Source organism: Paraburkholderia phymatum STM815, from assembly GCF_000020045.1.
In the GTDB taxonomy this organism is placed as follows: domain Bacteria; phylum Pseudomonadota; class Gammaproteobacteria; order Burkholderiales; family Burkholderiaceae; genus Paraburkholderia; species Paraburkholderia phymatum.
On record NC_010622.1, the window covers coordinates 1,384,338 to 1,407,651 of the forward strand.

General features: G+C 64.8%; 24 protein-coding genes. 5 read left to right on the forward strand and 19 right to left on the reverse strand.

Annotated features, from left to right (window positions below; translation table 11 throughout):
- Positions 1 to 143 precede the first annotated feature (143 nt).
- From rbsK to BPHY_RS06285, 5 genes are all read right to left on the reverse strand, one after another.
- Positions 144 to 1,073 (reverse strand): ribokinase, encoded by a 930-nt coding sequence (rbsK, locus tag BPHY_RS06265; RefSeq protein WP_012400630.1) that lies wholly within the window; start codon positions 1,071 to 1,073, stop codon positions 144 to 146.
- Positions 1,074 to 1,147: 74 nt separating this feature from the next.
- On the reverse strand, positions 1,148 to 2,179 hold the full coding sequence (locus tag BPHY_RS06270) for a LacI family DNA-binding transcriptional regulator (RefSeq protein ID WP_012400631.1): 1,032 nt from the start codon (positions 2,177 to 2,179) through the stop codon (positions 1,148 to 1,150).
- Positions 2,180 to 2,301: 122 nt separating this feature from the next.
- A complete protein-coding gene (locus tag BPHY_RS06275) occupies positions 2,302 to 3,333 on the reverse strand; it encodes an ABC transporter permease (RefSeq protein WP_012400632.1) in 1,032 nt (343 codons plus the stop codon).
- Positions 3,330 to 4,928, reverse strand: coding sequence for a sugar ABC transporter ATP-binding protein (locus tag BPHY_RS06280; protein ID WP_041763364.1), 1,599 nt, complete (start codon positions 4,926 to 4,928; stop codon positions 3,330 to 3,332). The genes BPHY_RS06275 and BPHY_RS06280 overlap by 4 nt, the downstream gene beginning before the upstream one ends.
- 303 nt (positions 4,929 to 5,231) lie before the next feature.
- Complete coding sequence (locus BPHY_RS06285) at positions 5,232 to 6,188, reverse strand: sugar ABC transporter substrate-binding protein (RefSeq protein WP_012400634.1); 957 nt, start codon at positions 6,186 to 6,188, stop codon at positions 5,232 to 5,234.
- 527 nt (positions 6,189 to 6,715) lie between these two features.
- On the opposite strand from BPHY_RS06285, the gene BPHY_RS06290 reads away from it, so the two are divergent.
- On the forward strand, positions 6,716 to 7,354 hold the full coding sequence (locus BPHY_RS06290; RefSeq protein WP_012400635.1) for a LysE family translocator: 639 nt from the start codon (positions 6,716 to 6,718) through the stop codon (positions 7,352 to 7,354).
- 48 nt (positions 7,355 to 7,402) lie between these two features.
- On the opposite strand, the gene corA is transcribed toward BPHY_RS06290, so the two are convergent.
- The 3 genes from corA to BPHY_RS44180 form a co-directional block, all read right to left on the reverse strand.
- Positions 7,403 to 8,380 carry a magnesium/cobalt transporter CorA gene (corA, locus tag BPHY_RS06295; protein ID WP_012400636.1) on the reverse strand — a complete coding sequence of 326 codons (978 nt, stop codon included), beginning with the start codon at positions 8,378 to 8,380 and terminating at the stop codon, positions 7,403 to 7,405.
- A 188-nt stretch (positions 8,381 to 8,568) separates the two neighbouring features.
- A complete protein-coding gene (locus BPHY_RS06300) occupies positions 8,569 to 8,847 on the reverse strand; it encodes a hypothetical protein (RefSeq protein ID WP_012400637.1) in 279 nt (92 codons plus the stop codon).
- Positions 8,848 to 9,165: 318 nt separating this feature from the next.
- On the reverse strand, positions 9,166 to 9,312 hold the full coding sequence (locus BPHY_RS44180; protein ID WP_407671183.1) for a hypothetical protein: 147 nt from the start codon (positions 9,310 to 9,312) through the stop codon (positions 9,166 to 9,168).
- A gap of 292 nt (positions 9,313 to 9,604) precedes the next feature.
- On the opposite strand from BPHY_RS44180, the gene BPHY_RS06305 reads away from it, so the two are divergent.
- Complete coding sequence (locus tag BPHY_RS06305) at positions 9,605 to 10,225, forward strand: ATP-binding protein (RefSeq protein ID WP_041763805.1); 621 nt, start codon at positions 9,605 to 9,607, stop codon at positions 10,223 to 10,225.
- Positions 10,226 to 10,376: 151 nt separating this feature from the next.
- Here the strand turns inward: BPHY_RS06305 and BPHY_RS06310 are convergent, their stop codons facing one another.
- The 3 genes from BPHY_RS06310 to BPHY_RS06320 form a co-directional block, all read right to left on the reverse strand.
- Positions 10,377 to 11,474, reverse strand: coding sequence for a saccharopine dehydrogenase family protein (locus tag BPHY_RS06310; RefSeq protein WP_012400640.1), 1,098 nt, complete (start codon positions 11,472 to 11,474; stop codon positions 10,377 to 10,379).
- A 224-nt stretch (positions 11,475 to 11,698) separates the two neighbouring features.
- Positions 11,699 to 12,157, reverse strand: a complete 459-nt coding sequence (locus BPHY_RS06315; RefSeq protein WP_012400641.1) for an Lrp/AsnC family transcriptional regulator — start codon at positions 12,155 to 12,157, stop codon at positions 11,699 to 11,701.
- A 150-nt stretch (positions 12,158 to 12,307) separates the two neighbouring features.
- Positions 12,308 to 13,192 (reverse strand): LysR family transcriptional regulator, encoded by an 885-nt coding sequence (locus BPHY_RS06320; protein ID WP_041763366.1) that lies wholly within the window; start codon positions 13,190 to 13,192, stop codon positions 12,308 to 12,310.
- A 151-nt stretch (positions 13,193 to 13,343) separates the two neighbouring features.
- Here BPHY_RS06320 and BPHY_RS06325 point away from each other — a divergent pair, with 151 nt between their 5' ends.
- A complete protein-coding gene (locus BPHY_RS06325) occupies positions 13,344 to 13,859 on the forward strand; it encodes a Spy/CpxP family protein refolding chaperone (protein WP_012400643.1) in 516 nt (171 codons plus the stop codon).
- Between the two features lie 169 nt (positions 13,860 to 14,028).
- Complete coding sequence (locus BPHY_RS06330) at positions 14,029 to 14,466, forward strand: PGDYG domain-containing protein (protein WP_012400644.1); 438 nt, start codon at positions 14,029 to 14,031, stop codon at positions 14,464 to 14,466.
- Between the two features lie 25 nt (positions 14,467 to 14,491).
- Here BPHY_RS06330 and BPHY_RS06335 read toward each other — a convergent pair whose 3' ends face one another.
- The 8 genes from BPHY_RS06335 to BPHY_RS06370 form a co-directional block, all read right to left on the reverse strand.
- Positions 14,492 to 14,857: a DUF3022 domain-containing protein gene (locus BPHY_RS06335; protein ID WP_012400645.1), complete on the reverse strand. Its 366-nt coding sequence runs from the start codon at positions 14,855 to 14,857 to the stop codon at positions 14,492 to 14,494.
- Positions 14,858 to 14,906: 49 nt separating this feature from the next.
- On the reverse strand, positions 14,907 to 15,710 hold the full coding sequence (locus tag BPHY_RS06340; RefSeq protein WP_012400646.1) for a YhfC family intramembrane metalloprotease: 804 nt from the start codon (positions 15,708 to 15,710) through the stop codon (positions 14,907 to 14,909).
- 77 nt (positions 15,711 to 15,787) lie between these two features.
- On the reverse strand, positions 15,788 to 16,858 hold the full coding sequence (locus tag BPHY_RS06345; protein WP_012400647.1) for a LacI family DNA-binding transcriptional regulator: 1,071 nt from the start codon (positions 16,856 to 16,858) through the stop codon (positions 15,788 to 15,790).
- Positions 16,855 to 17,823 carry a 2-hydroxyacid dehydrogenase gene (locus BPHY_RS06350; protein WP_012400648.1) on the reverse strand — a complete coding sequence of 323 codons (969 nt, stop codon included), beginning with the start codon at positions 17,821 to 17,823 and terminating at the stop codon, positions 16,855 to 16,857. Before BPHY_RS06350 ends, BPHY_RS06345 begins: the two co-directional genes overlap by 4 nt.
- Before the next feature lie 4 nt (positions 17,824 to 17,827).
- Entirely contained in the window at positions 17,828 to 19,102 is a 1,275-nt protein-coding gene (locus BPHY_RS06355; protein ID WP_012400649.1) for an MFS transporter, read from the reverse strand.
- A 134-nt stretch (positions 19,103 to 19,236) separates the two neighbouring features.
- Positions 19,237 to 20,199 (reverse strand): sugar kinase, encoded by a 963-nt coding sequence (locus tag BPHY_RS06360; RefSeq protein WP_012400650.1) that lies wholly within the window; start codon positions 20,197 to 20,199, stop codon positions 19,237 to 19,239.
- A gap of 37 nt (positions 20,200 to 20,236) precedes the next feature.
- Positions 20,237 to 21,001, reverse strand: coding sequence for a sugar phosphate isomerase/epimerase family protein (locus tag BPHY_RS06365; protein ID WP_012400651.1), 765 nt, complete (start codon positions 20,999 to 21,001; stop codon positions 20,237 to 20,239).
- A gap of 130 nt (positions 21,002 to 21,131) precedes the next feature.
- Positions 21,132 to 22,046 (reverse strand): LysR family transcriptional regulator, encoded by a 915-nt coding sequence (locus tag BPHY_RS06370; protein WP_012400652.1) that lies wholly within the window; start codon positions 22,044 to 22,046, stop codon positions 21,132 to 21,134.
- Positions 22,047 to 22,165: 119 nt separating this feature from the next.
- Between BPHY_RS06370 and BPHY_RS06375 the strand changes: the two genes are divergently transcribed.
- A complete protein-coding gene (locus BPHY_RS06375) occupies positions 22,166 to 23,251 on the forward strand; it encodes a YeiH family protein (RefSeq protein WP_012400653.1) in 1,086 nt (361 codons plus the stop codon).
- Positions 23,252 to 23,314 lie beyond the last annotated feature (63 nt).

Below are 23,314 nucleotides of genomic sequence, written 5' to 3' on the forward strand. Positions count from 1 at the left end.
GCGCTCTAGCCGCGTTTACGGCATTCGGGCGAAAGACTTGAAGGTTTTATATGGTCTGAAGAATAAGACGCGTGGACGCTGTAAAAACTACAAACTCGACGCGCGAGCGGCCATCGCCCGCGCGCAACAGATGGGAGGACGGATCAGGCGCCGACGACTTCGGCGCGGGCGGGAATGGAGGGCTGCGCGCCCGCGCGCGTCACCGAAATCGCCGCGGCGCGCTGCGCGAAGCGGATGGCGTCAGCAACATCGACGCCGCATGCCAGCTGCGCCGCCAAGCCTCCGATGAAAGTGTCGCCCGCCGCCGTGGTGTCGACGGCCTTGACGCGCGGCGCTTCAAAATGCTGCGGCTCGGCGTCGCCGAGCGCCGCGACGACGCCTTGCGCGCCGATGGTCACGATCACGTTGCGGGCTCCCGCGTGGCGCAGTGCACGCGCCGCCGCCTGCGCTTCCTGCGGCGACGTCACGGGCAGGCCCGTCAACGCCGCGGCTTCCAGTTCGTTCGGAATCAGATAATCGATCAGCGGCAGCCAGTCAGCGGGCAGCGGACCCGCGGCAGGCGCCGGGTTCAGAATGACGGTCTTGCCGAGCCGGCGCGCGACGGCAAGCGCCGCGCGCACGGCTGCGGGCGGCGTTTCCAGCTGGCAGATCACCACGTTCGCCGCGGCCAGCGCCGCTTCGTGGCGTGAGATCGTGTCCGGCGCCACCTCGCCGTTGCTGCCCGCTACGATGACGATCGCATTCTGGCTGCCGTCGTCGACGATGATGAGCGCGACGCCCGTCGGCGCGGCTGCGCTCGTTTCGAGCGCGGCGCAATCGATGCCTTCCGCTTCGAGGCCCGCGCGCAACTGTGCGCCGTTCGCATCGGCGCCGACGCAGCCGAGCATCGCCACCTGCGCACCGAGCCGGGCCGCCGCGACGGCCTGATTGCCGCCCTTGCCCCCCGCGACCTGCGCGAACGCGTGGCCCGCCAGCGTCTCACCCGGCTGCGGCAGGCGCGGCGCGCGCGCGACGAGATCCATGTTCAGACTGCCGATCACCGTCACGTGTCCGCGCGCTTCATTCGTTGCCACTGCAGCCTCCTTGCTGTCTTCTGTTGGGCACAGACAGGCATGCGATACCCGCTTGCGCCCGATGAGAGCGTGTCTTATGCCGCCTGAGCCGTGCGGCGCGCGCCCGCGAATGCGGCCGTCGATTCGCGCAGGATCAATCGCGGCGCGATCACGCGGCGGCGGAACAACGCGCCCGTCGACTCACCGCTGATTCGCTCGATCAGCGTCTGCGCGGCCATTTCGCCGAGTGCGCGCACCGACTGGCCGACAGTGGACAGCGCCGGATAGGTGAAACGCCCCAGTTCGATGTCGTCGAAGCCGATCACCGAGCAGTCCTGCGGCACGCGCAGGCCGCGCTCCGCCGCGGCGCGCAACGCGCCGATGCCCATCATGTCGTTGCCCGCGAAGATCGCCGTCGGCTGCACCGTGTCGAACAGCTGGGCGGCAGCACGGTAGCCGCCGCTACCGGAGAAGTCGCTTTCGACGATGCCGTTCGGCGCGATCTCGATGCCGCGTTCGGCCATCGCCCGGATGAAGCCGTGCACCCGCATCGCGCTGACAGCCGTTTCGACCGGGCCCGTGATGCAGCCGATCTTCGAATGGCCGAGCTGCAGCAGATGGCGCGTCGCCAGATAGGCGCCTTTTTCATGATCGATCTGGACGAGATCGGCGGACAGGCCTTCGATGTTCCGGTCGACGATGACGAGCGGCTCGCGCGAATCAGCGAGCGTCTGCGCCAGCGTCGCGTCGTCGCCCGCGGACGCGACGATCAGCCCGTCGATGCGCTTTTCCTGCAGCACGCGCAGATAGTTGCGCTGCTTCGCGGGATCGTCGTCCGAATTGCAGAAAAACACGCAGTAGCCATTGCGCGCACAACCGTCTTCGATGCCGCGCGCGAGTTCCGCGAAGTACGGGTTCGTGCTGTTGGGCACGACGAGCCCGATCGTCGCCGTCGAACGGGCCTTCAGCGACCGCGCGACGGCGGACGGCACGTAGTTGAGCTGGCGGATTGCCAGTTCCACCTTCGAGCGCACGTCCGCCGACACCGGACGCGTATTGTTCACGACATGCGACACCGTCGTGAACGACACGCCGGCTATCGCCGCCACATCCTTGATCGTCGCCATAAGCTGATACTCCCCTGCGTGTTTTTTACTGCTGGCCAATGCAGCTCATGCTGCATCCGCGGTGCTCTCGTTAGGTTCTTGCCAGGCGGCCGCCGTCCCGCGCCACGGCGGCCACCCTGTACTCAACCGCGCTTGCGCCTGCTGCGGTAGGTGTCCAGCACGACGGCGACGACGATCACGGCACCCGTGATGATCCGCTTGGTCGGCTCGTTTGCGCCGATCTGCGCGAGTCCCGCCGCCAGCACCGAAATGATCAACACCCCGAAAAACGTACTGATGACGGAACCGCGCCCGCCCATCAGACTCGTGCCACCAATCACGACAGCCGCGATCACCTGCAGTTCCAGGCCGGCGCCCGCATTCGGATCAGCCGCTTCGAGGCGCGAGATCTGAAACAGTGCCGCGAGGCCAGACAGCGCGCCCATCAATGCAAACACGATCACCTTATACGGCTTCGGGTTGACGCCCGCGAGCCGCACCGCTTCCTCGTTCGTGCCGATGCCGACCAGATAGCGGCCGAATACCGTGCGCGTCAACACCAGCTGCGCGACGATCATCACGGCCACCGCGATCAGGAAAGCCGGCGATATGCCCACGGCGATCGGGTTGGACAGGAAGTCGAACGCATCGCCGATGTACGCGGTGCGCGAGTTCGTCATCTGGTACGCAAGACCGCGCGCCGCTTCCAGCACGCCGAGCGACACGATGAACGACGGAATCCGCCAGCCCACCGTCACCGCGCCCGTGATCGTGCCCGTCAGCGCCGCGGCGACGAGACCCAACGCAGCCGCGGCGAACGGCCCCAGCTGCCATTTCAGCGCGGCCACACTCACGACGGACGCGCCCAGCGCCAGAACCGAGCCGACGGACAGGTCGATGCCCGCGATGATCAGCACGAACGTCATGCCCACCGACATCACCACGAGATCGGGAATCTGGTTCGCGATCGTGATGAACGTGTCGTACGTCAGGAAGTGCGAACTCAGCACCGAAAACAGCGCGATCATCGCGACCAGCGCACCCGCGAGGCCGAGGTAGTTCGAAAAGCCCAGACGTGTGCCCGCGGGCTTGCCGCTCGCGAGCGGCGCCGATGGATCGGCGGTGCTGGCGGTGGCCGCACCCGCGTCCTTCTCCGTGACTCTCTGATTGCTCATGACTGCGTCTCTCCTTCGTGGGTGTCGTGCGTGTGCAGCAGCGCCTCGCGATTGCGATAGCCCGCGAATGCCGCGGCGAGCAGCGCGTCCTGCGTCCACTCGTCCCGTTCGAACACGCCCGTCAAGCGTCCCGCCGACATCACGCCGATCCGGTCGCAGATCAGCATCAATTCGCGCAGGTCGCTCGACACGACCACCAGCGCTCGCCCTTCACGGGCCAGCGCGCCCATCAATCCGTAAATATCGAACTTCGCGCCCACATCGATGCCGCGCGTCGGTTCATCGAACAGCAGCACCTTGCAATCGCGCGCCAGCCACCGGCCGATCACCACCTTCTGCTGGTTGCCGCCCGACAACTCGCCGACCGGCTGCGCAGGGCCCGAGGTGCGAATGCGCATCGCGTCGATCTGCTTCTTCGCGAGCGCGTTCTCGCGCTTCGCGTCGACGATGCCATGCCGCGCGACGGCGCCGAGATTGCCGAGCGACACGTTCGCCGCGATCGGCTGCGGCAGCAGCAAGCCTTCGCCCTTGCGGTCTTCCGTGATCAGCGCGATGCCGTGCTGCACGGCATCGACGGGCGTGCCGATCTGCACGGGCGCTGGCGCCGCGCCCGGCGTCGGCGCCAGCGATACCGTGCCGCCGTCCTTCTGATCCGCGCCGTAAATGAGGCGCATCAGTTCCGTGCGGCCGGCGCCGATCAGCCCGCTCACGCCGAAAATCTCGCCCGCCTTCACCTCGAACGAGACGTCGCGCACCACGGGCGCACGGCTCATGTGCTCGACCTTCAGCAGCGTCGTGCCGATGTTGCGCGGGCCCAGATCGATTTGCTCGCCGAGCTCGCGCCCGACCATCAGCGTGACGATCTGGTCGCTCGTCAGGTTCGCCATCGCGTCGACGCGCACCAGCCTGCCGTCGCGCAGCACGGCGATTCGCTCGGCCACGCGGGCCAGTTCCTCGAGCCGGTGCGAGATGTACACGAGCGCGACGCCGCGCGCCTTCAGCGCGTCGATCTGCTCGAATAGCAGGTCGACTTCGCGCGCCGTCAGCATCGCCGTCGGCTCGTCCAGAATCAGCACGCGGCAATCGCCGATCAGGTTGCGTGCGATCTCGACCATCTGCTGATGGCCAATGCCCAGCTCGCCGACGAGCGTGTCCGGGTCGATCGCATCTAGCCCCACTTGCGCCATCGCCTCGCGAGCATGCGCGCGCAATGTCTTGCGATCGATCCAGCCGAAGCCATTGCGCGGCAGCCGGTTCAGGAACAGGTTCTCCGCGACCGACAGCGTCGGCAGCAGGTTCAGTTCCTGCATCACCATCCGGATGCCGAGCGCCTCGGCTTGCGTGCGGCTGACGGGCGCGTACGGCTTGCCTTCGAGCTGCATGGCGCCCGTCGTCGGATCGACCAGCCCGCCGATGATCTTCGACAGCGTGCTCTTGCCCGCGCCGTTCTCGCCCGTGAGCGCGAGCGCCTCCCCGGCGCGCAACGCCAGCGACACATCGGCCAGCACTGGCTCGACGTACGTCTTGCCGATGCCCGTTACGGACAGCACGGCAGGCATGGCGTCCTGGTCGGCTTCTTGGTCGGTAAATGCCATCGTGGTCCAGATCTCATAGCCGCCGCGTGGCGTTCCCCCGGGTTCGCACCATGCAGGCCGCCCGTCACGAAACGCCGTCCGGCGGCCGCGCAAGTCATGCGGGCAGCAGGCGCACAGTCTTGCGCATCCCGAAACAAACCCACTCGGGCTGTGTGCTGTCCGTCCTCGCGTTGCGCGGCTTGCCGGCCGTCATCACGCTTACCTCTGGCATAACGGCGGCGCGGCGGATTTCTTGAGCGATTGATGAGGATTCGCGCGGCGGCGAGCGGCGCCTGTGCGACGCCACCCGCCGCCGTGCGGCTGTTACTTCGTGACGAGATCGACAGGCGTTTCGACGACGCCCGACAGGTCCGCCTGCTTCTTGTGCTCGGCGATGCCCTTGAGCGCCACGTCGATGCCGAACACGGCCTGCTTGGCCGCGTACTGGTCAGCCGTGGCGAGCACGCGGCCGTCCTTCAGCATCGGCTTGATCGCGTTGATGTTGTCGTAGCCAACCACGTAAACCTTGCCCTGCTTGCCGGCCGCGCGTACCGCCGACACCGCGCCGATCGCCATATTGTCGTTGCCGCACAGGAGCGCCTTGATGTTGGGATATGCATTGAGCATTGAGGATGCGATCGCATTGCCCTTGTCGATTTCCCATTCGCCCGACTGTACCGTGTCGATCTTCGCGCCGACCTTCTGCATCGCCGCCTTGAAGCCCGCCGTGCGTTGCTGCGCGTTGGTCGTGGTGGATACCCCTTCGATGATCCCGACTTCGTCGCCCGATTTCAGCTTCCTGGCGAGATAGTCGCCGACCTTTTCGGCGCCCTTCGCGTTGTCCGGTCCGACAAACGGCACGTTCAGATCCTTCGACTTCAGCACATCGGGATCGAGCCGGTTGTCGATATTCACAACGATGATGCCGGCGTCGACGGCCTTCTTGACAACGGGCACGAGCGCCTTCGAATCGGCCGGCGCGAGCACGATCGCGTCGACCTTCGACACGATCATCTGCTCGACGATGCGAATCTGGTTCGCCGTGTCGGTTTCATCCTTGATGCCGTTCGTGATCAGGTCGAACTGGCTGGCGTTGTGCTTCTGGTAATCCTTCGCGCCCGTTTCCATCGTGAGAAAGAACTCGTTGGCGAGCGACTTCATCACCAGCGCGACCTTGGGTTTCTTCGCACTCTGGGCCCAGGCGGACGAAAACGGCATCGCGGCAGCGGCCGTAAATACCACGGCAGCGCTCAACACGCGGCGACGAATGCGTTGGTTCATGCAGTATCTCCAGTTGTTGGGCTCGGACAAGCCCGCTTTTTGATTGTGCGCAAACGTTTGCGAGCGCTATTCTCCGCGGCGCCTGTTCGCGATGTCAACGACTGGCGGTGCTGCGCTGCACAGCGTGCGGCGGCCCTGCATGTGGCGGGTTCCGCTGGTTGCCGTGCAGTTTCGACGATACGGCGAATGACGTCGTGACAAGAATGGCTCGCTTGTTCTGCGTGGGTCAGCCGATGCGAACGACGCGGCCCTTGCGCGGGCTGACGTTTGGTTCGCGGCGGCGTTCGTGATGCCCGGCGCGACAACGCGCCGGCACTGCCTTTCTGATGCTTTCCATCTTCCCGCGAGCCGCAAGTTCTGTGGCAGGCAGGACGCATATGCTGGCCCTTTATTGCGTATGCTGCAAGGGAAAAAGCGGATGACGTCACGATCTGCGCAACAGGTGCGGCGTGGGTATCATGAACTCGAATGGGTTCGGTCAGCGTGTCGGCACCGAAACAGGCCGCACCTTCATGCGTGGAGTCGTCATGTTCGGCATCAACCAGTTTCCGCTTTTTCTCCTGGCCGTCACCGTGCTCAACCTGACGCCCGGACCGGATATCGCATACGTCGCGGGCCAGAGCATCGCACAGGGCCGGCGCGCGGGCCTGCTGTCCGCGCTGGGTGTCGCGTTCGGCGGCTGCATGCATACGGTTGCGTGTGCGCTTGGCATCACGGCGCTGCTAGCGGCGTCGCCGGGTGCCTTCAATGCGATCAAGTGGATCGGCGCTGCCTATCTGATGTATCTCGGGCTGCGCATGGTGTGGCCCGCGGCGGCTGCCGTCGCCAACGGCGATGCCGTGCCCGGCACACCGCGTCTGTCGCGCGGCACGCTGCTCTTTCGCGGCTTCGTCACGAACGCGTCGAACCCGAAGGTGCTGCTGTTCTATATCGCGTTCTTCCCGCAGTTCGTCAGCGCGGACAGCCCGCACAAGACGCTCGCGTTTCTCGTGCTGGGCGCTGTGTTCGTGACACTTGGCCTCGTCAACGATTGCGTGATCGCGTGGGTCGCCGCGACGGCCGCACGCGCCGTACGCTCGCAGCCTGCCGTGCGGCGCTGGATCGATCGCGTAGTGGGTGCAGGCTTCATCGGTCTTGGTGTGCGGCTCGCGCTGACCCGGCGTTGACGCGTCTGCGCTCGCACGGAGGAGACGTCCACGCGGTGCGAGCACGCGCTACAGCCAGTTCGCCTTCTTGAACCCCCGGTACAGCGCGATGTCGATCAGCAGCATCACCAGCAGGCAGATGGGATACCCGTATTTGAAATGCAGCTCGGGGATCTCCTGGAAGTTCATCCCGTAGATGCCGGCGATCATCGTCGGCACCGCAAACAGCGCGGCGAACGAACCGAGCCGCTTGGTCACTTCGTTCTCGGCGAGCGAGATCATGCCGAGGTTGACCTGGATCGCCGTGACGATGATTTCGCGCCGGCCTTCGATGGTGCGCACGATACGGTCGAGGTGATCGTAGACGTCGCGGAAGTACGCCTGCATGCCGACGCAGATGGCGGGAATGCGTCCGCCCGTCAGCCGGCTGATGCCTTCGAGCAGCGGCTCGATATGATGCTGTAGCATCACGAGCCGGCGCTTCATCGAGTACAGGTCTTCGATAATGGCGCGCGAAGCGGCCAGATCGTGCTTGTCGAAAATGCGGTCTTCGATCTGCTCGATTTCGGCGCCCATCGCCTCGAGAATCGGAAAGTAGCGATCGACGACGTTATCGGCCAGCGCATACAGCACGAACGCCGCGCCCTCCTTCAACAATTGCGGCTCGCGCTCGCAGCGCGCGCGCACTTCCTGGAACCCGTGGCGCGTGCCGCGCCGCACCGACAGCGCGTAGTTCGCGCCGACGAACACATCGACCTCGCCGATCACGAACTCGCCGTCGTCGTCGGTCTCGATGGTATGCATCACGGCAAACAGCGAGTCGCCGTACTCCTCTATCTTCGGGCGTTGATGGCCGTGGCGAACGTCTTCGACGGCCAGTTCGTGCAGGCCGAACTCGTGCTTCATCACTTCGAGCTCACCGGGACCGGGATCTTTCAACGCGACCCAGACGAAGCACTCCCGTTTGGCGACATACACGCTGATGTCGTCGATCTCGATGTCGGCCAGTTTGCGGCCATCCTGGTACGCGGCGCAATTGATCAGCATGTTTGAATACCTTGGATTCGAATCGGCTTTGCGGCTTACAGATCGTCAGTTGAATGGGCGGTCCGACGTCTCCTGCGGGACCGTCATGCAAAGCCGCGCAGCGCGCGGTGTCAAGATGTTACGTGGAGTTGGGCCGCCTCGCTGTGTCGAATTGTGAACGACGCAGCCAGCGTGGCCGCTCCGTTCCGTCAACTGGCGACGCGCCGCAACACGATGCGATGATCGTCGTTGAACGACACGCTTGCGCGATTCGAGTAGCGGGGATCGGACGTGACGATGAAGTCGATCTCGACGACGGGATCGAACTGCGTCGATACGCCGATGCGATGCGTGCCGGGCACAAGCCAAAAGACGATGTGCTCGCCGTTCGTGATGTCCGCTACCCGTTCGCCGTCGCGATAGACGAGGGCATCGCGGAAACGCACGATGACGCTGTCGGTGCGCTCGCGGCGCAGGCACACGGCCACCTTGTCTTCGCCGCGCTGCGTATCGGCTGGTTTGACGATTCGCTCGGCGGAAACCTCCCTGAACGGCGCCTTCCCGGCAGGTGTGAAAGCGCACGCGGCGACGAGTGCGGCACCCGCGAGCGCTGCTGCAAAGACGGCGACAGTTGCCCGCGTCGCAAGGCTTGCGGGCGTATCACGATTCGTCTCCCCGTCGCATCATGCATGGTCCCCGCATCATGGTCCTCTTTACTGTGCCCACACGCCGCGAGGCAGCGCCTTGCTTGTTTGCACACCTGGCGTAGCCTGCGGGACATCATGCGTCCAGCGTCCGGAACGGCTTCAGAACTCGCGCCTGCGTGCCATCGAAGTCTGCACGTTGCGTGTCACGACGGTCAGGTTGTCGATCCATGCCGTCGCAGCGATCAGCTTGGTCAGCGCGCGACCGCGCTCGGTGACGGCGTCTTCGCCGACATCCGGCATGCTCATCAGCCACGATGCAAAGCTGGGCTTCCTGGGCTGTACGAGCACCTGCGCCAGGACTCCCGAGGCTCTGCTTCGACACTGCACCCATGTGCCGTGGCCTGCTCGCGCAGGCTCTGCACCCGAGCATCGTCCCGACCCCGAACCAGAAGATTTGACATGTGATAGCACATAATATCGCTGCGATTCGCGGCGTCAATCGGCCGGATCGCATAGGTGTTGCGACCGGTCGTCATCACGTTCAAGATCGATGCAGGCGGCGCTCGCCGCCCAACTTCCACACTGGGGATCCATCGACGTGACGCATCTGGTGTTTATCTGTGGCCACGCGGGCACAGGCAAGACGACGCTCGCCAAACGGCTGATCGGCCCGCTGATGAAGGCGACGGGCGAAGCCTGCTGCCTGCTCGACAAGGACACGCTGTATGGCGTCTACAGCGCGGCCGCGATCGGCGCGTTGACGGGCGATCCGAACGATCGCGACAGCCCGCTCTTTCTGCAGCACTTTCGCGACCCGGAGTATCGAGGGCTCTTCGATACGGCCGCGGAGAATCTGCGGCTCGGCATCGGCGTGATCGCCGTCGGCCCGCTATCGCGCGAAGTGCGCGAGCGGCGGCTTTTCGATCATGTGTGGCTCGGCGTGCCGAAGGACGCGAAAATCAGCGTCGTCTGGGTCTCGACATCGGAAGAGACGGCGCGCGAACGCATCGCTGCGCGCGGCAATCCGAACGACGCCTACAAGCTCGCGCATTGGGAGGACTACCGGCAGCGCCGCTTCGTACCGGCGGCCCGCGAGCGCGAAGGCCTGCTGATGTTCGACAACACGTCGCCTACGCCCGCCGATTTCGACACGTTGCTCGCCGAAATCGTGCGGTCGCCGCAATCGCCCGGCGTCATGCTGCCGCCGATGCCCGTATGAACGCGCCGCGCATCGGATCGAACAACGCCGCCAACACGAAACGGGCGTCGACCAGGAAGGCAGGAAGCCCGTTTCGCTATTGACGCACACCGCTCTCTACGGAGCCTCGATCATCCCAGTTGGCCCTCGGTCCGGCCGCTCCTGCGCAAAATCAGACGGTCGCCATCGCTTCCAGCGCGCTGCCTTCGTACAACTGGCCGAAGCGGTTCGCGAGGAAATCGCGCAGCGACACCTGCTCCTGACGCACGAAACCGCGTTGCGGCAGCTTCTTCTCGCGGAACAGGTCCAGCACCGCGCACATCGCGCCTGCCGTCGTGATCTGGATCGCGCTCATCGGCACGCCACAGACGGTCTTTGCGAAGATCTTGCGCGTGAAGACTTCCTGCACCAGCTGGCCGTCACGCATACCCGTGACGGTGATGAAGACCAGCACGACGTCCTGCGCCGTCGACGGCACCGAGCGGCGCATGATTGTCTTCAGCGTGTCGCGGTCGGTGGCGAGGCGCAGGTCTTCGAGCAGGAACTGCATCAGCTCGCGGTGGCCGGGATAGCGCACCGACTTGTAGTCGAGCGTCTCGACGCGGCCCGACAGTGTCTCGCACAACGTGCCCAGACCGCCCGACGTATTGAATGCCTCGTACTCGATACCGTCCAGCGAGAAGTGCTCGAGTCCTTCGAGCGGCTGCACCCATTGCGTGCGGCCATCGCGAATCGCCTCGCAGGGCTGGCAATACTCGTTGATGAGACCGTCGACGCTCCACGTGAGGTTGTATTTCAACGCGTTGGTCGGGAACTCGGGCAGCGCACCGACGCGCATCTTCACGTCGCGGATTTCGCTGAAGCGGTTCGCGAGTTCATGTGCGGCGATGCCGATGAAACCCGGCGCGAGACCGCATTGCGGCATGAAGGCATGCTCGGCGCTGTCGGCGATGGCGCGAATTGCGTGGGTGGCGCGCACGTCTTCCGTCAGATCAAAGTAATGCACGCCCGCACCTTTCGCCGCCGATGCGACGCTCACGGCCAGGTAGTAAGGCAGCGCATTGACAAGCGCATCGAAGCTCTGGATTTCGGCGCGCAATGCCGCGGCATCGGCGGAATCGACGCGGCGCGTCGGAATGCCTTGCGCGGCCAGCTTGTCGAGCGCGTGCTGATCGCGGTCCATCGCAACCACTTCGTAGTCGCCCGTCTCCCGCAGCATGTGTGCGATGGTGTGACCGATCAGACCTGCGCCTACGATGGCAACTTTCATGCGCTTCTCCTTTGTTCTCATCTGGTGAATGTCGGTGCGCCGCGGTGAACCCGCGGCGAACCTCTACACAGAAGTTTAGGGAGAAGGCGAGTCGGTTTATAGGCGCAAAGTGCTGCGCTATGACCACGATTTTCGTCTAAACGACGTATCGCTCCGACGATTCGTCGAGACGGCACAAAACCGCGTCCAGGAGACCCGCATCGCTGCCGCGAATTAGCGCCCCATCACGTCATGCCACGATCGATCTTGCGCGACAGGATGATCGACGTCGTGGTGCGTTCGACGCCCGCCAGTCCACCAATCTGATCGAGCAGATCGTTGAGACGCTCGGGCGAATCGGCGCGCAGCCAGGCGACGTAATCGAACTCGCCGCTCACCGCGCACAACAGTTGCACTTCGGGCATCCGGTTGAGCTTCTTCAGGACATCCGGGCCATACTTCGGCGCGATGATGATGCCCACGTACGCGTGCATGCTCGCGTCGAGCACGTCCTGCCCGAGCCGCACGCTGTAACCCGCAATCACATGGGTCTTTTCCAGCCGCGCGATGCGCGCGATCACGGTCGTGCGCGCGACACCCAGTTGCCGCGCGAGATTCGCGACGCTTTCGCGCGCATTGGCTTGCAACAGCGCAACGAGGTTGCGATCGAGTTCGTCGAGTTGATCGAGGCGCGGTGGTCTCATCGTTTGCAGATCAAAGGTGGAGTTTGAAAGTGAAAGCCCGCCCGATGTGACGAGCCGATGACGCGGATTATGCGCCCTGCCCGTGCATGTGCGAATACATGCAGCTTGCACATATTGAGCCAGCGCGCGTCGTCGCGTGGATCAGCAACGTTACACGCCGAAGCGCTCGATCACGAAGTCGATGAACGTGGTGAGCTTCGGCGTCGGTTGGCGGTCGCGCGGATAGATCAGATGCACAGGCGCGCCCTCCGGCAGATAGTCTTCGAGCACGGACACGAGCTCACCTCGCCCGATCTCCCGGGCGAGTAGCGCTTCCGGTTGCAGCACGAGACCGAAGCCGCGCAGTGCTGCCATCTTCAGCGCCTGTCCGTTGTTCGCGCGAAAGCGGCCCGGGCGCAACTGATAGTCCGCCTCGGCATCGCCGCCGAGTCGCCACAGCCCTTCGCGTCCCCAATGCAGAAAGCCGAGGCATTCGTGATGAACGAGATCGGCAGGCGTCGCCGGCGTGCCCATGCGTTGCAGATACGAGGGCGACGCGCACGCACGCATCCGGTAAGGTTTGAGCGGTCTCGCGACGAGGCTCGAATCCGGCAGCCGCCCGATGCGCACGGCCGCGTCGAAGCCTTCATCGACGAGATCGAAGATGCGGTTCGACAGATCGAGTTCGAGACTGACTTCGGGGTAGAGGTTCAGATAGTCCGTCATTGCCGGCGAGAACAGCTCGACGCCATAGGTGAGTGGCACGGTGATCTTCAGCGTGCCGCGCGGCGCGGAGGTCATCGCTTCCGCGAGCGACTCCGCAGCCTTCACATCGGCGAGAATGCGCCGGCATTGCTCGTAATACTGACGGCCGATTTCAGTCAGGCTTTGGCGGCGCGTCGTGCGCGTGAGCAGCCGCGTGGAAAGCTGCGTTTCGAGCGAGCGGATATGCTTGCCGACCATCGCTGACGACAGGTCGAAGCGCTCCGCGGCCGCCGTGAGGCTGCCCGCTTCGACAACAGCCACGAACACTTCCATGCTGACGAATTTATCCACCGGCTATTTCCGTTCGTTTCGGTTGTAAGCAGTTGTCGCAATAGAGACGCAATAAAGCGATACCGTGTTACTAATAATGCACGGCAAGATGCACGCCGATCACGATGCATCGTCCAGCTTCAGCCTCATAGAGCAGACAACAGGAGTCTCAATGAAAAAAACTCTCGCCACACTCGTCACCGTTGCTTCCGCGCTAACCATGCACGCCGCATTCGCGCAGACGCCCGCGGGCGCCTCGGCACCGGCAGTGTCGGCTGCGTCGCAGGCTGCGGGCAAGGCACGTCACGAGCAGCGCGTCGAAGATCGCATCAAGTATCTGCACACGCAACTGAAGATTACGTCCGCGCAGGAATCGCAATGGAACAGGTTCGCCGGCGTCATGCGCAGCAACAGCGAGACGATGGGCAAGCTGTTCGAACAGCGCCGCGCCAACGCGGACATCTCCGCGCTCGACGACATGAAGCAGTATGCCGAGATCACGCAGGCGCACGCCGACGGCACGAAGAAGCTCGTCGAGGCATTCGACCCGCTGTACAACAGCTTCTCGCCGGAACAGAAGAAACTGGCGGACGAAACCTTCCGCCGTCAGCCGCCCGACGGCCGTCCGCAACATCGCCGCTCGGGCAAGCCTGCTGCGCCCGCTTCCGATGCAACCGTGAAGCCGTAATACACGTCGCGCCATCTACAGCTTCCGCACGACGCCTGCCGTCACCGGCAGGCGTTTTTTCTCGAGCATCGCGCGAATCTGGCATCATGCGCGCGTGCGCCGCGTTTGCGATACCGCTTCGGATTGGCATCGGCAACGCGCGCTTCCGTCAATCTCTGCCCTTCGCCCCATGATCGAACTCAAGAACATCGACCTGCTCACCGACCCTGCCGCGCAACGCGTCGTCAAGAACGAAACCGTCGCCGTGCAATTTGCCGAAGGCGACGGCGAACTGATGAGCCTCGAAGGACCGAACCGCTATACGCGCGGCGACGCGCTGATCACGGGCTCGACGGGCGACCGCTGGGTCGTGTCGCGCGAACGCTTCGACGCGAAGTACCTGCCCGCCCACGCCTCGCTCTCGCACGGCGAACCCGGTTCGTATCGAAACCGCCCCGCCGTGGTGCTCGCGAAGCGCATGGACGAAGCGTTCTCGCTCGCGCGCTCCGCGCAAGGCGGCGATGTGCTGACAGGCACGGCGGGCGACTGGGTCATGCAGTACGCACCCGGCGACTACGGCGTCGTGCAGGCCGCGCGCTTCGCCAGCGTGTATCGCGTCGCGGACTGAATGCGCGTGGCGCGACGCCCGCGTCTCACGCGAATTCGTCGCCCAGCTCCACCGTGACTTCGCGTGGCACGGCCTTGCCGGCCGCGTGTTCCTCTTCCAGCGATCCCAGCGTCGCTTCCACATACGCGCGCAGCACCGCGAAGCTGCGGCCCCGCAAGCGCAGCGGCATTGCGCGATAACGCGCGAGCGCGGCAGGCGCCACGGCGACCGTCAGTTCCATGCGGCGCGCCATCGCGCCGAAACGCATCGCGACCCAATGCACGACGATCTGCGGCACGCCGTTTTCATCAGGGCGCTCGATGAACTGCGTCTGCTCGGGAAAGAGATCGCTGATCACACGCGCCAACGCTTCGATCTCCGCATCTGCGCATTCGTACTGATAGGCTTCCATGTCGATTGGCCTCTGGCCTGTTGTTCGGGTTGGGTGTGATATCCGCCCGTCACACCGCGCGCGACGCGCGGCTGGGAAAACGGATCAGCACGGCAGCGACGACGATGGCCGCGACGGCGTAGATTGCATCGACGCTCATGAGCGATAGTCGCCCGGCCTGCGACATCGCCGCCGGCACATCGATCAGCGCGTGCGCGGCGATCGCGACGGGCAGTATGGCACGCCAGCCGGCCTGGACGCCGCGCCACATCAGCACCGACAGCCCGATCTGGAACACTAGCGCCGCCACGCGTTCGATCACGAACACACCCGCCGTCGCGGGCGACAGACTCGCAAGCAACAAATGGATGCGCATCAGCGGACCTGCCGGAAGATCACCGAGGTACGCATCGAGCTGCCCGCGATTGTCGAGCACGCCGAACGCGATCCATTGCGCCTGCACCATCACGCCGACGAGCCACACTTGCGCGCCGCCGTGACCCAGGCCATATGCAAGCGCGGTGCCGTCGGTGCGCGTGGGATCGGTGTTGCGTCGCGCGAGCCAGCGCATCGCGATGAAGCGTCCCACTTCCTCACAGATGCCCGCCGCCAGCGCGCCGTAGACGACGAACGCGAGCGGGTCCGACAGCCACTCGCTGGCGGCGGCGTTCTGCCTCAGCAGATAGTCGTTGAGCGCGCGCTCGACCAGCATCGCGGACAGCGCGAATACGGCGATGCCCAGGATCGCGCCGCGCCGGTTCAACCCAAACGGCGCGCGCCAACGGCGGTACAGGAAAATGGGAAGCAGCGCGACGAAGATCGTCGCGGCAGCGAGCGCGGCAAGCGTAACGGGAGAAACAGGTAGACGGGACATGGGCGTCAACAGGGCGAAAGGCTGAACTCGCCGCGCATTGTAAGCGCACGCCGCAATGCAGGTCGATCAACGTTCGCTCAACGCATCGTCGATGCCCGCTCGATCAGCACGCCCGGCAGCAGACAGTCGCGCGCGCTGGCCTGCTCGCCGTCGATGCGCTGATGCAGAAATTCGACGGCCCGATAGCCGATGTCGTAAGTCGGCTGACGTATCGTCGTGATGCCGGCAAGCTCGGCCCATTCCGGGTCGTCGATCGACAACAGCGCCACGCGCTTCTGCCAGTCCGGGCCATGCCGTTGGTTCAGATGCCGGGCGAGGGCCAGCGCAACGGGGCCATTGGCCGCGAACAGCGCGACGTGCGGCGCGCGCCCTGCCCCTTCGCGTTGTTCATGCGCCGCAATCGCCGCATCGAGTTCGGCATCGAGCCCGCTCAAGGTTTGCGCGAGTTCGTCCGCGTCGCCGAGCTCGAGCACGACGGTCCGCCCGCTCACCTGCGGATATTGTTCGAGCGCCCGATGAAACGCGGCTTCGCGCTGACGCCGCGAACTGATGTGTTCGAACGGCTGGACGACGAACCACACATGCTCGAAACCGCGCTCGACGAGATGCCGCGTCGCGAGCGTCGTCGCGCCTTCGTTGTCGAGGCCCACCATATCGGTCACGAGCCCGTCCACACTGCGGTCAACCAGCACGGCCGGAATCCCGCCGTCGCCCACGGGCCGCAGCGTTTCTTCGCTGACGCCGAGCGCGTTGACGATCACGCCTTCGACGCGATACGTGGTCAGCAGTTGCAGGAAGCGCCGCTCCATGTCGACTTCGTTCGCTGCGTGGCAGATGAGGGGCATGTAGCCGAGCGCGTGGCACGCGGCCTCGACGCCTTGCAGCACTTCGACAGAATAGGGATTGGTCAGATCGGCGACCAGCATGCCGATCAGCCGGTTGCGTCCGCGCTTGAGGCCGCGCGCCATCTGATTCGGCTGATAGTCGAGCCGCTCGATCGCCGCCTCGATGCGCGCGCGCAGTTGCGGCGACAACACGCTGAGTTCCCCGTTCAGATAGCGCGAGATGCTCGTCTTGCCCGTGCCCGCCTCGCGCGCGACGTCGCTGATCGTGGCGCGGCGCGGTGCGCCTGAACCCGGCGTACTCATGGCGAAAGGACGTCGCGGTTGACGATGTTGATCTTCAGCGTGCCGTCGAGTGCGCCGACCAGATTCTCCGCCGCGCAACGCGCCATCGCGTGGCGCGTCTCGTGCGTCGCGGAGCCGATGTGCGGCAACGCCACCACGTTGCTCATCTTCAGCAGCGGCGATGCCGGATCGAGCGGCTCCTTGTCGTATACGTCGAGGCCCGCGCCATGGATCGTACCCGCCTGCAAGGCGGCGATCAGCGCGTGCTCGTCGACGGTCTGGCCGCGCGACGCGTTGATCAGGATCGCGCTTTTCTTCATCTTGCGCAGTTCGTTCGCGCCGATCATGTGCCGCGTTTGCGGCGACAGCGGCACTTGCAGGCACACGAAATCGGATGTCGTGAGCAGTTCGTCGAGTTCGACACGGCGTGCGCCATAGCGCTGTTCCGCTTGCGCGTTCGCGCTGCGGTTCGTGTAGAGAACCTTCATGTTGAAGCCGAGCGCCGCACGGCGTGCCACCGCGCCGCCGATGCGTCCCAGACCGACGATGCCGAGCGTCTTGCCCTGCACGTCGACGCCATACAGCGCTGGCCCGATGCTCGCCTTCCACTCGCCCGCCTTCACCCAGTCCGCGAGTTCGACGACGCGCCGCGCGCTCGACAGAATCAGCGCGAACACCGTGTCCGCCGTGGATTCCGTCAGCACGTCGGGCGTATGCGCGAGCACGATGCCGCGCTTCGTCAGATCGGCGACGTCGAAGTTGTCGTAGCCGACCGAGATCGTCGAGAGCGCCTTGAGCTTCGCTGCGCCGTCGAGCATCGCCGGCGTGATCTTCACGCTCGCGCCGATCGCGCCTTCGGCGTCGTGCAGCGCGGCGACGAACGCGTCGTGCTGCGCGGCGTCCGCCTGCACGACGTCGGCATGCTGCTTAAGATACGAGAGCACGTCATCCGGCAGCGGCTTGTATGCGACGATCTTTCGCTTCATCGATTCACTTTCCTTGAGTGGCGAGTGTCGGAGTCTGCATCGGCTGCGGCTTGACGGCAAGCGTCAGGACTACGGCGGCAAGCAACGCGACGCTCATGAACGCATATGATGCAGCAGGCGAGCCCGTCGCGCCGTTCAGATAGCCGACCACATACGAGCCGACGAACGAGCCGAGCGCGCCCATGCTGTTGATCAGCGCCATCGCGCCGCCCGCGACGTTCTTCGGTAGCAGTTCCGGCACGATCGCGAAGAACGGTCCATAGGGCGCGTACATCGCGGCGCCCGCAACGACGAGCAGCGCGTACGACATCCAGAAGTGCGTCGAGCCGAGCGCGTACGAGCCCGCGAAAGCCAGCGCGCCGATCAGCAGGAACGGCCAGACGAACGCGCGCCGGTTGCTGAGTTTATCCGACGCCCACGACGCCGCGAGCATCGCGATCGTCGCAGCCAGATACGGCAGCGCCGACAGCCAGCCTGTTTCGACCATGCCGAGCGACGAGCCGTTCTTCAGGATGGACGGCAGCCACAGCACGAAGCCATACACGCCGATGCTCCAGCAGAAGTACTGCGCGCACAGCTTGACCACGGCCGACGAGCGGAACGCCTCGGCGTAGTTGCGCACCGGCTTGATGGCGGACTGCTCCGCGCGCAGCGTGTCGGCGAGCTGTTTCTTGTCCGCCTCCGACAGCCACGACACCTGCTCCGGTTTGTCTTTCACGATGAACCACCAGCACACGGCCCAGACGATCGCAGGCAAGCCTTCCGCGATGAACATGTGGCGCCAGCCAAACGAATGCACCAGATAGCCCGACACGACCGACATCCACAGCACCGTCACGGGGTTGCCGAGAATCAGGAAGGTGTTGGCACGCGAGCGCTCGCGCTTCGTGAACCAGTTGCTGATGAAGATCAGCATCGCGGGCATCACAGCCGCCTCGACGACGCCGAGCAGGAAGCGGATGACCATCAACGATGGAATGTTGCTGACGACGCCCGTCAGCGCCGCGCAGCCGCCCCACAGAACGAGGCTCCAGAACACGAGCTTCTTGACGCTCTTGCGTTCGGCGTAGATCGCGCCGGGAATCTGGAAGAAAAAGTAGCCGAGAAAGAACAGCGCGCCGATCAGCGACGACAGTCCTTTGCTGATGCCGAGATCCTGATTGATGCCGGCGGCGGCCGCGAAGCCGTAATTCGCGCGGTCGAGATAGGCGAGGCTGTAGGTGATGAAGACGATCGGCATGATCGTCCACCAACGGCGAATCGCGAGCGATGAGGGCATGGTTGTCTCCTGTATCTTGCTGAAGCGGTCGGTCGATGTGCTGTCGAGCCGCGCGTTTTGCGTCGTTGCAAGCGTGCGGCCGTGCATCTTGTTGTTCTCGTCCTGTACTGCTGAATGCTGAAATCGGGGGCCTGCTACGCGGCCAGTGCGGCATCGCTTTCGAGCGCGTCCAGTTCGGCGCGCGTCGGCAGCCCTTCGGAATCGCCGATCACCTGGATCGCGAGCGCGCCGATGCGGTTGCCGCGCACCACCGCCTGCGGCAGCGTACGCCCTTCGAGCAGCGCGCTGACCACACCGACGGCAAAGCCATCGCCCGCCCCGACGGTATCGACAACCCGTTCGACAGGCTGTGCCGCGACGACGCCGGAGTCTGCCGCCGTGCGGTAATACGCGCCTCGAGCGCCAAGCTTCACGACGACGCCCTTCGCGCCGCGATCGAGATAAAACTGCGCAATGTCGTCGGCCTTCGTGTAGCCCGTCAGAATCTCGCCCTCGCCGATGCCCGGCAGCACCCAGTCGGCGAACGTCGCCAGTTCATTCAGTGCCGTCGCCATCGCTTCGCGCGATGGCCAAAGCGTCGGGCGCAGGTTCGGATCGAACGAGATCGTCTTGCCTGCCTGCCGCATTTCGCGCGCCATATGGAACGCGAGTTCGCGCGAACTGCGCGAAATCGCGGGCGCGACGCCCGTCAGATGCAGATGGCGCGCGGCAAGCACGTAGGTGTCCACGTAATCGACCAGCGACAGATGACTCGCCGCCGAACCCTTGCGGAAATACTCGACGGCGGGATCGCTGCCGTCGTCGTTCTTCGACTTCAGCTGGAAGCCCGTCGAATAGCGTGCATCCGTCGTCACGCACGCCTGATCGATGCCTTCCTGCGCGAGCGTGTCGCGCACATACTGACCGAACGAATCGGCGCCGACGCGGCTCATCCAGCCCACCTTGAAGCCGAGCCGCGCCAGGCCGATCGCCACGTTGAGGTCGGCGCCCGCAACACGTTTCGTGAACTGGCCGACGCTCGCGAGCGGGCCCGTTTCGGCCGCGACGAACATCGCCATCGCTTCGCCGTAGGTGATGACATCGAGTGTCGGATGCATGCCTTCTCCTTCGTGATTCAGTCGACGCTTGCGGCGCTCAGGCGGACGCGAGCCATGCGACGTAGTGCGACGCGTCGGCGGCGAGGCGCGTGGCGTCGAACGGAAATTCGATGCCGCGCGGTACATGGCGCGGCAGCAGCGGCAGCACCGCCGCGAACACGGGATCGTCCGCTGCGGGCGCGACGGCGAAGCGGCGCGCGCCTTCACCCGCGACGGCCTTGCAATGGATGTATTCGACGTGGTCTGCGAGCTTGCGGGCCGCCTCGACGGGATCGACGCCGGGCCATTGCCAATTGCCGATATCGAACGTCATGCCGACAAGGTTGCGACGGCCTTCCTTCGCGAGCGCATTGAACAGCCCGTCGAATTGCGCCAGCGAACCGCCGCGCTCCACCTGTCCGTTTTCGACGACGAGCCGCGCCGCGAGGCCTTTCGTACACGTTGCGATCGCGTCGCCCCACGCGCGCCCCGCGAAACCGCCCAGCTGCAGCTTGACGAAACGCGCGCCCAGCGCCGTCGCTTCGATCAGCGCCTGACGCAGCGCGGCTTCGTCGAGCGCGCCGTCGGACGCGTACAGCTCGGCGGGCGTCGAATACACCGACCACAGGCCTTTCACCGCGATCGATTTGCCGAGCGCCGACAACGCCTCCGACGAGGCCTCCGCTTCCAGCGCAAACAACTCACGGCGCACTTCGAAACCGGCTGCGCCCCCTTGCGCCGCTGTCTTCACCCATGCGTGATGGCCGTCCTTGCGGATCGCATCGGCTCCAAACGCGCTCGCGACAATCACCACTTCCGCCATGCCAATCCCTTGCTCTGTTGCTTGAAAACATGCTTTGGAATCGGTTCCAAAGACGGATATCAAAAAAGCGCGACTGCGCTTGAAGCAAATACTGCCCATCGATCTACGGGGACGCCATAGTGGTAATCCCTTAAGCGCCGGACCCGCCGGCCACAGGGGGCGCGTCACCGTTGAGGCACAGCTCCAGAAAGCGTCCGACGAGCCGTGACGGCGCGCTGGCGTGCGGCACGAGTATGGAAAAGCGCCGGGTGAGCGGGTCGGGGCCGAGCGGCAGGCGGCACAGCGATTCGTTCTCATGGCGCATCGACATCGCCGATACGAAACCGACGCCCATTCCCGCGCGCACTGCCTCCTTCACGCCTTCCACGCCCGCGATCGCGAGCGCGACGCGCATCGGCACGCCGGCGCGCGCAAACGCGCGCTCGATCAACTGCCGCACGCCCGAGCCTGCTTCGCGCAAAACAAGTGCATGCGTGCCCAGGTCAGCGAGCGTCACGTGCTGCAAGCCAGCCGAGGCCAAGGGATGCGAGCGCGGCATGATCGCGACGATCTCGTCCTCATGCCACGGATGCACGACCGTATCGGGCGGCAGATCGCCGCCGACCTGCCCCTCCACCAGCGCAATATCGAACGACGCGAGCGCGCCAATGATATCCGCCGTATTGCCGTCGTCCGTATGCACGGTGACGTCGGGGTGAAGGCGCTGGAACTCCGCCATCAGATAGGGCAGCAGGTAGCTTGCGGGCGTCGTACTCGCGCCGATGCGCAGCGTGCCTTGCTCCATGCCGCGCAGCGCGTCGCGATACGCGTACGCCTGGCGAAACGTATCGCGCAGGCGCGACGCATAGCTGGCGAGTTGCTCACCGGCAGGCGTGAGCCGCACGCCGCGGCCGTCGCGCAGGTAAAGCGATTCGCCGAATTCATCCTGCAATTGACGAAGCTGGCCGGACACGGCGGGCTGCGACAGATGCAGCGCCAGTGCGGCGCGGCTGATGTTGCGATGCTCCGCGACGGCGGCGAACGTTATAAGCTGATCCGGGGTCATGGGGATAACATATCAGATTTTCCGATATATGACATTCTAAATCACGATTTTTCATATCCATATATCTAATTTAGGATTAGGCCATCGAGTCAAGCAGCCTTCAGCAAGAGGTTGAGCCCATGTCCACCACCATGCATACCCATGCCGTTCCCGCCGCGCCGTCGTCGACGCGCGGCCAGATCAACGGCATTCTGTTCGTCGCGCTGTTCGCCGCGGCCGTCACCCGCATCGCCGCCATTCCGGCGATTGCCAACCTCGGTATCAGCCCGCTGATCGTCGGCATCGTCGGCGGCATGATCTACGGCAATGCGCTGAAAGACGGCATGCCCGATAGCTGGGCGGCCGGCGTCAATTTCTCGGCGCGCAAACTGCTGCGCATCGCCGTCGCCTTCTTCGGGCTGCGCGTGAGCTTGCAGGAAATCGCGCAAGTCGGCTTGCCGGGTCTCGCCGAATCGCTGCTGATCGTGGTCAGCACGCTCGTCATCGGCACCTGGGCGGGCATGAAGCTGATGAAGCTGGACCGCGATAGCGCGCTGCTCACGGCAGCAGGCAGCGCGATCTGTGGCGCGGCCGCCGTGCTCGCGTTCGAATCGACGCTGCAATCGAAGCCTCACAAGAGCGCGATGGCCGTCGGCAGCGTGGTGCTGTTCGGCACGCTGTCGATGTTCCTTTATCCCGCGCTGCTGCGCGCCGGTCTCATCCATCTCGATACGACGGGCGTCGGCCTGTTCTTCGGGGGTACGATTCACGAAGTCGCGCAGGTGGTCGGCGCGGCGAGCAACGTGAGCCCGGAAGCGACGCATATCGCCACCATCGTCAAGATGACCCGCGTGATGCTGCTCGTGCCCGTGCTGCTGATCGTCGGCCTGTGGGTGAGCCGCTCGGCGCGCAATGCGGCGGCGAAGGCGGGACACGATGCAGCGCATGCACCGCGCAAGCTCGCCGTACCCTGGTTCGCACTCGGCTTCCTCGCCTGTGTCGCGGTGAACTCGCTGCACATCCTGCCCGAAGCTGCCACGAGCACCATGAACATGCTCGACACGTTCGCGCTGACGATGGCCATGACGGCGCTCGGCATCGAAACGCGGCTGTCGCAGATCCGCGATGCCGGTCCGCGTGCGCTGACGACGGGTCTGATTCTCTACGTATGGCTGTTCGCGGGCGGTCTCGGCATCACATGGCTCGTCCAGCACCTGTTCGGCTAAGCCGCCACCTCACTCAGACAAGCCCCGCCGCGTGCGGGGCTTTTGTGCTTTCTGCCTATACCT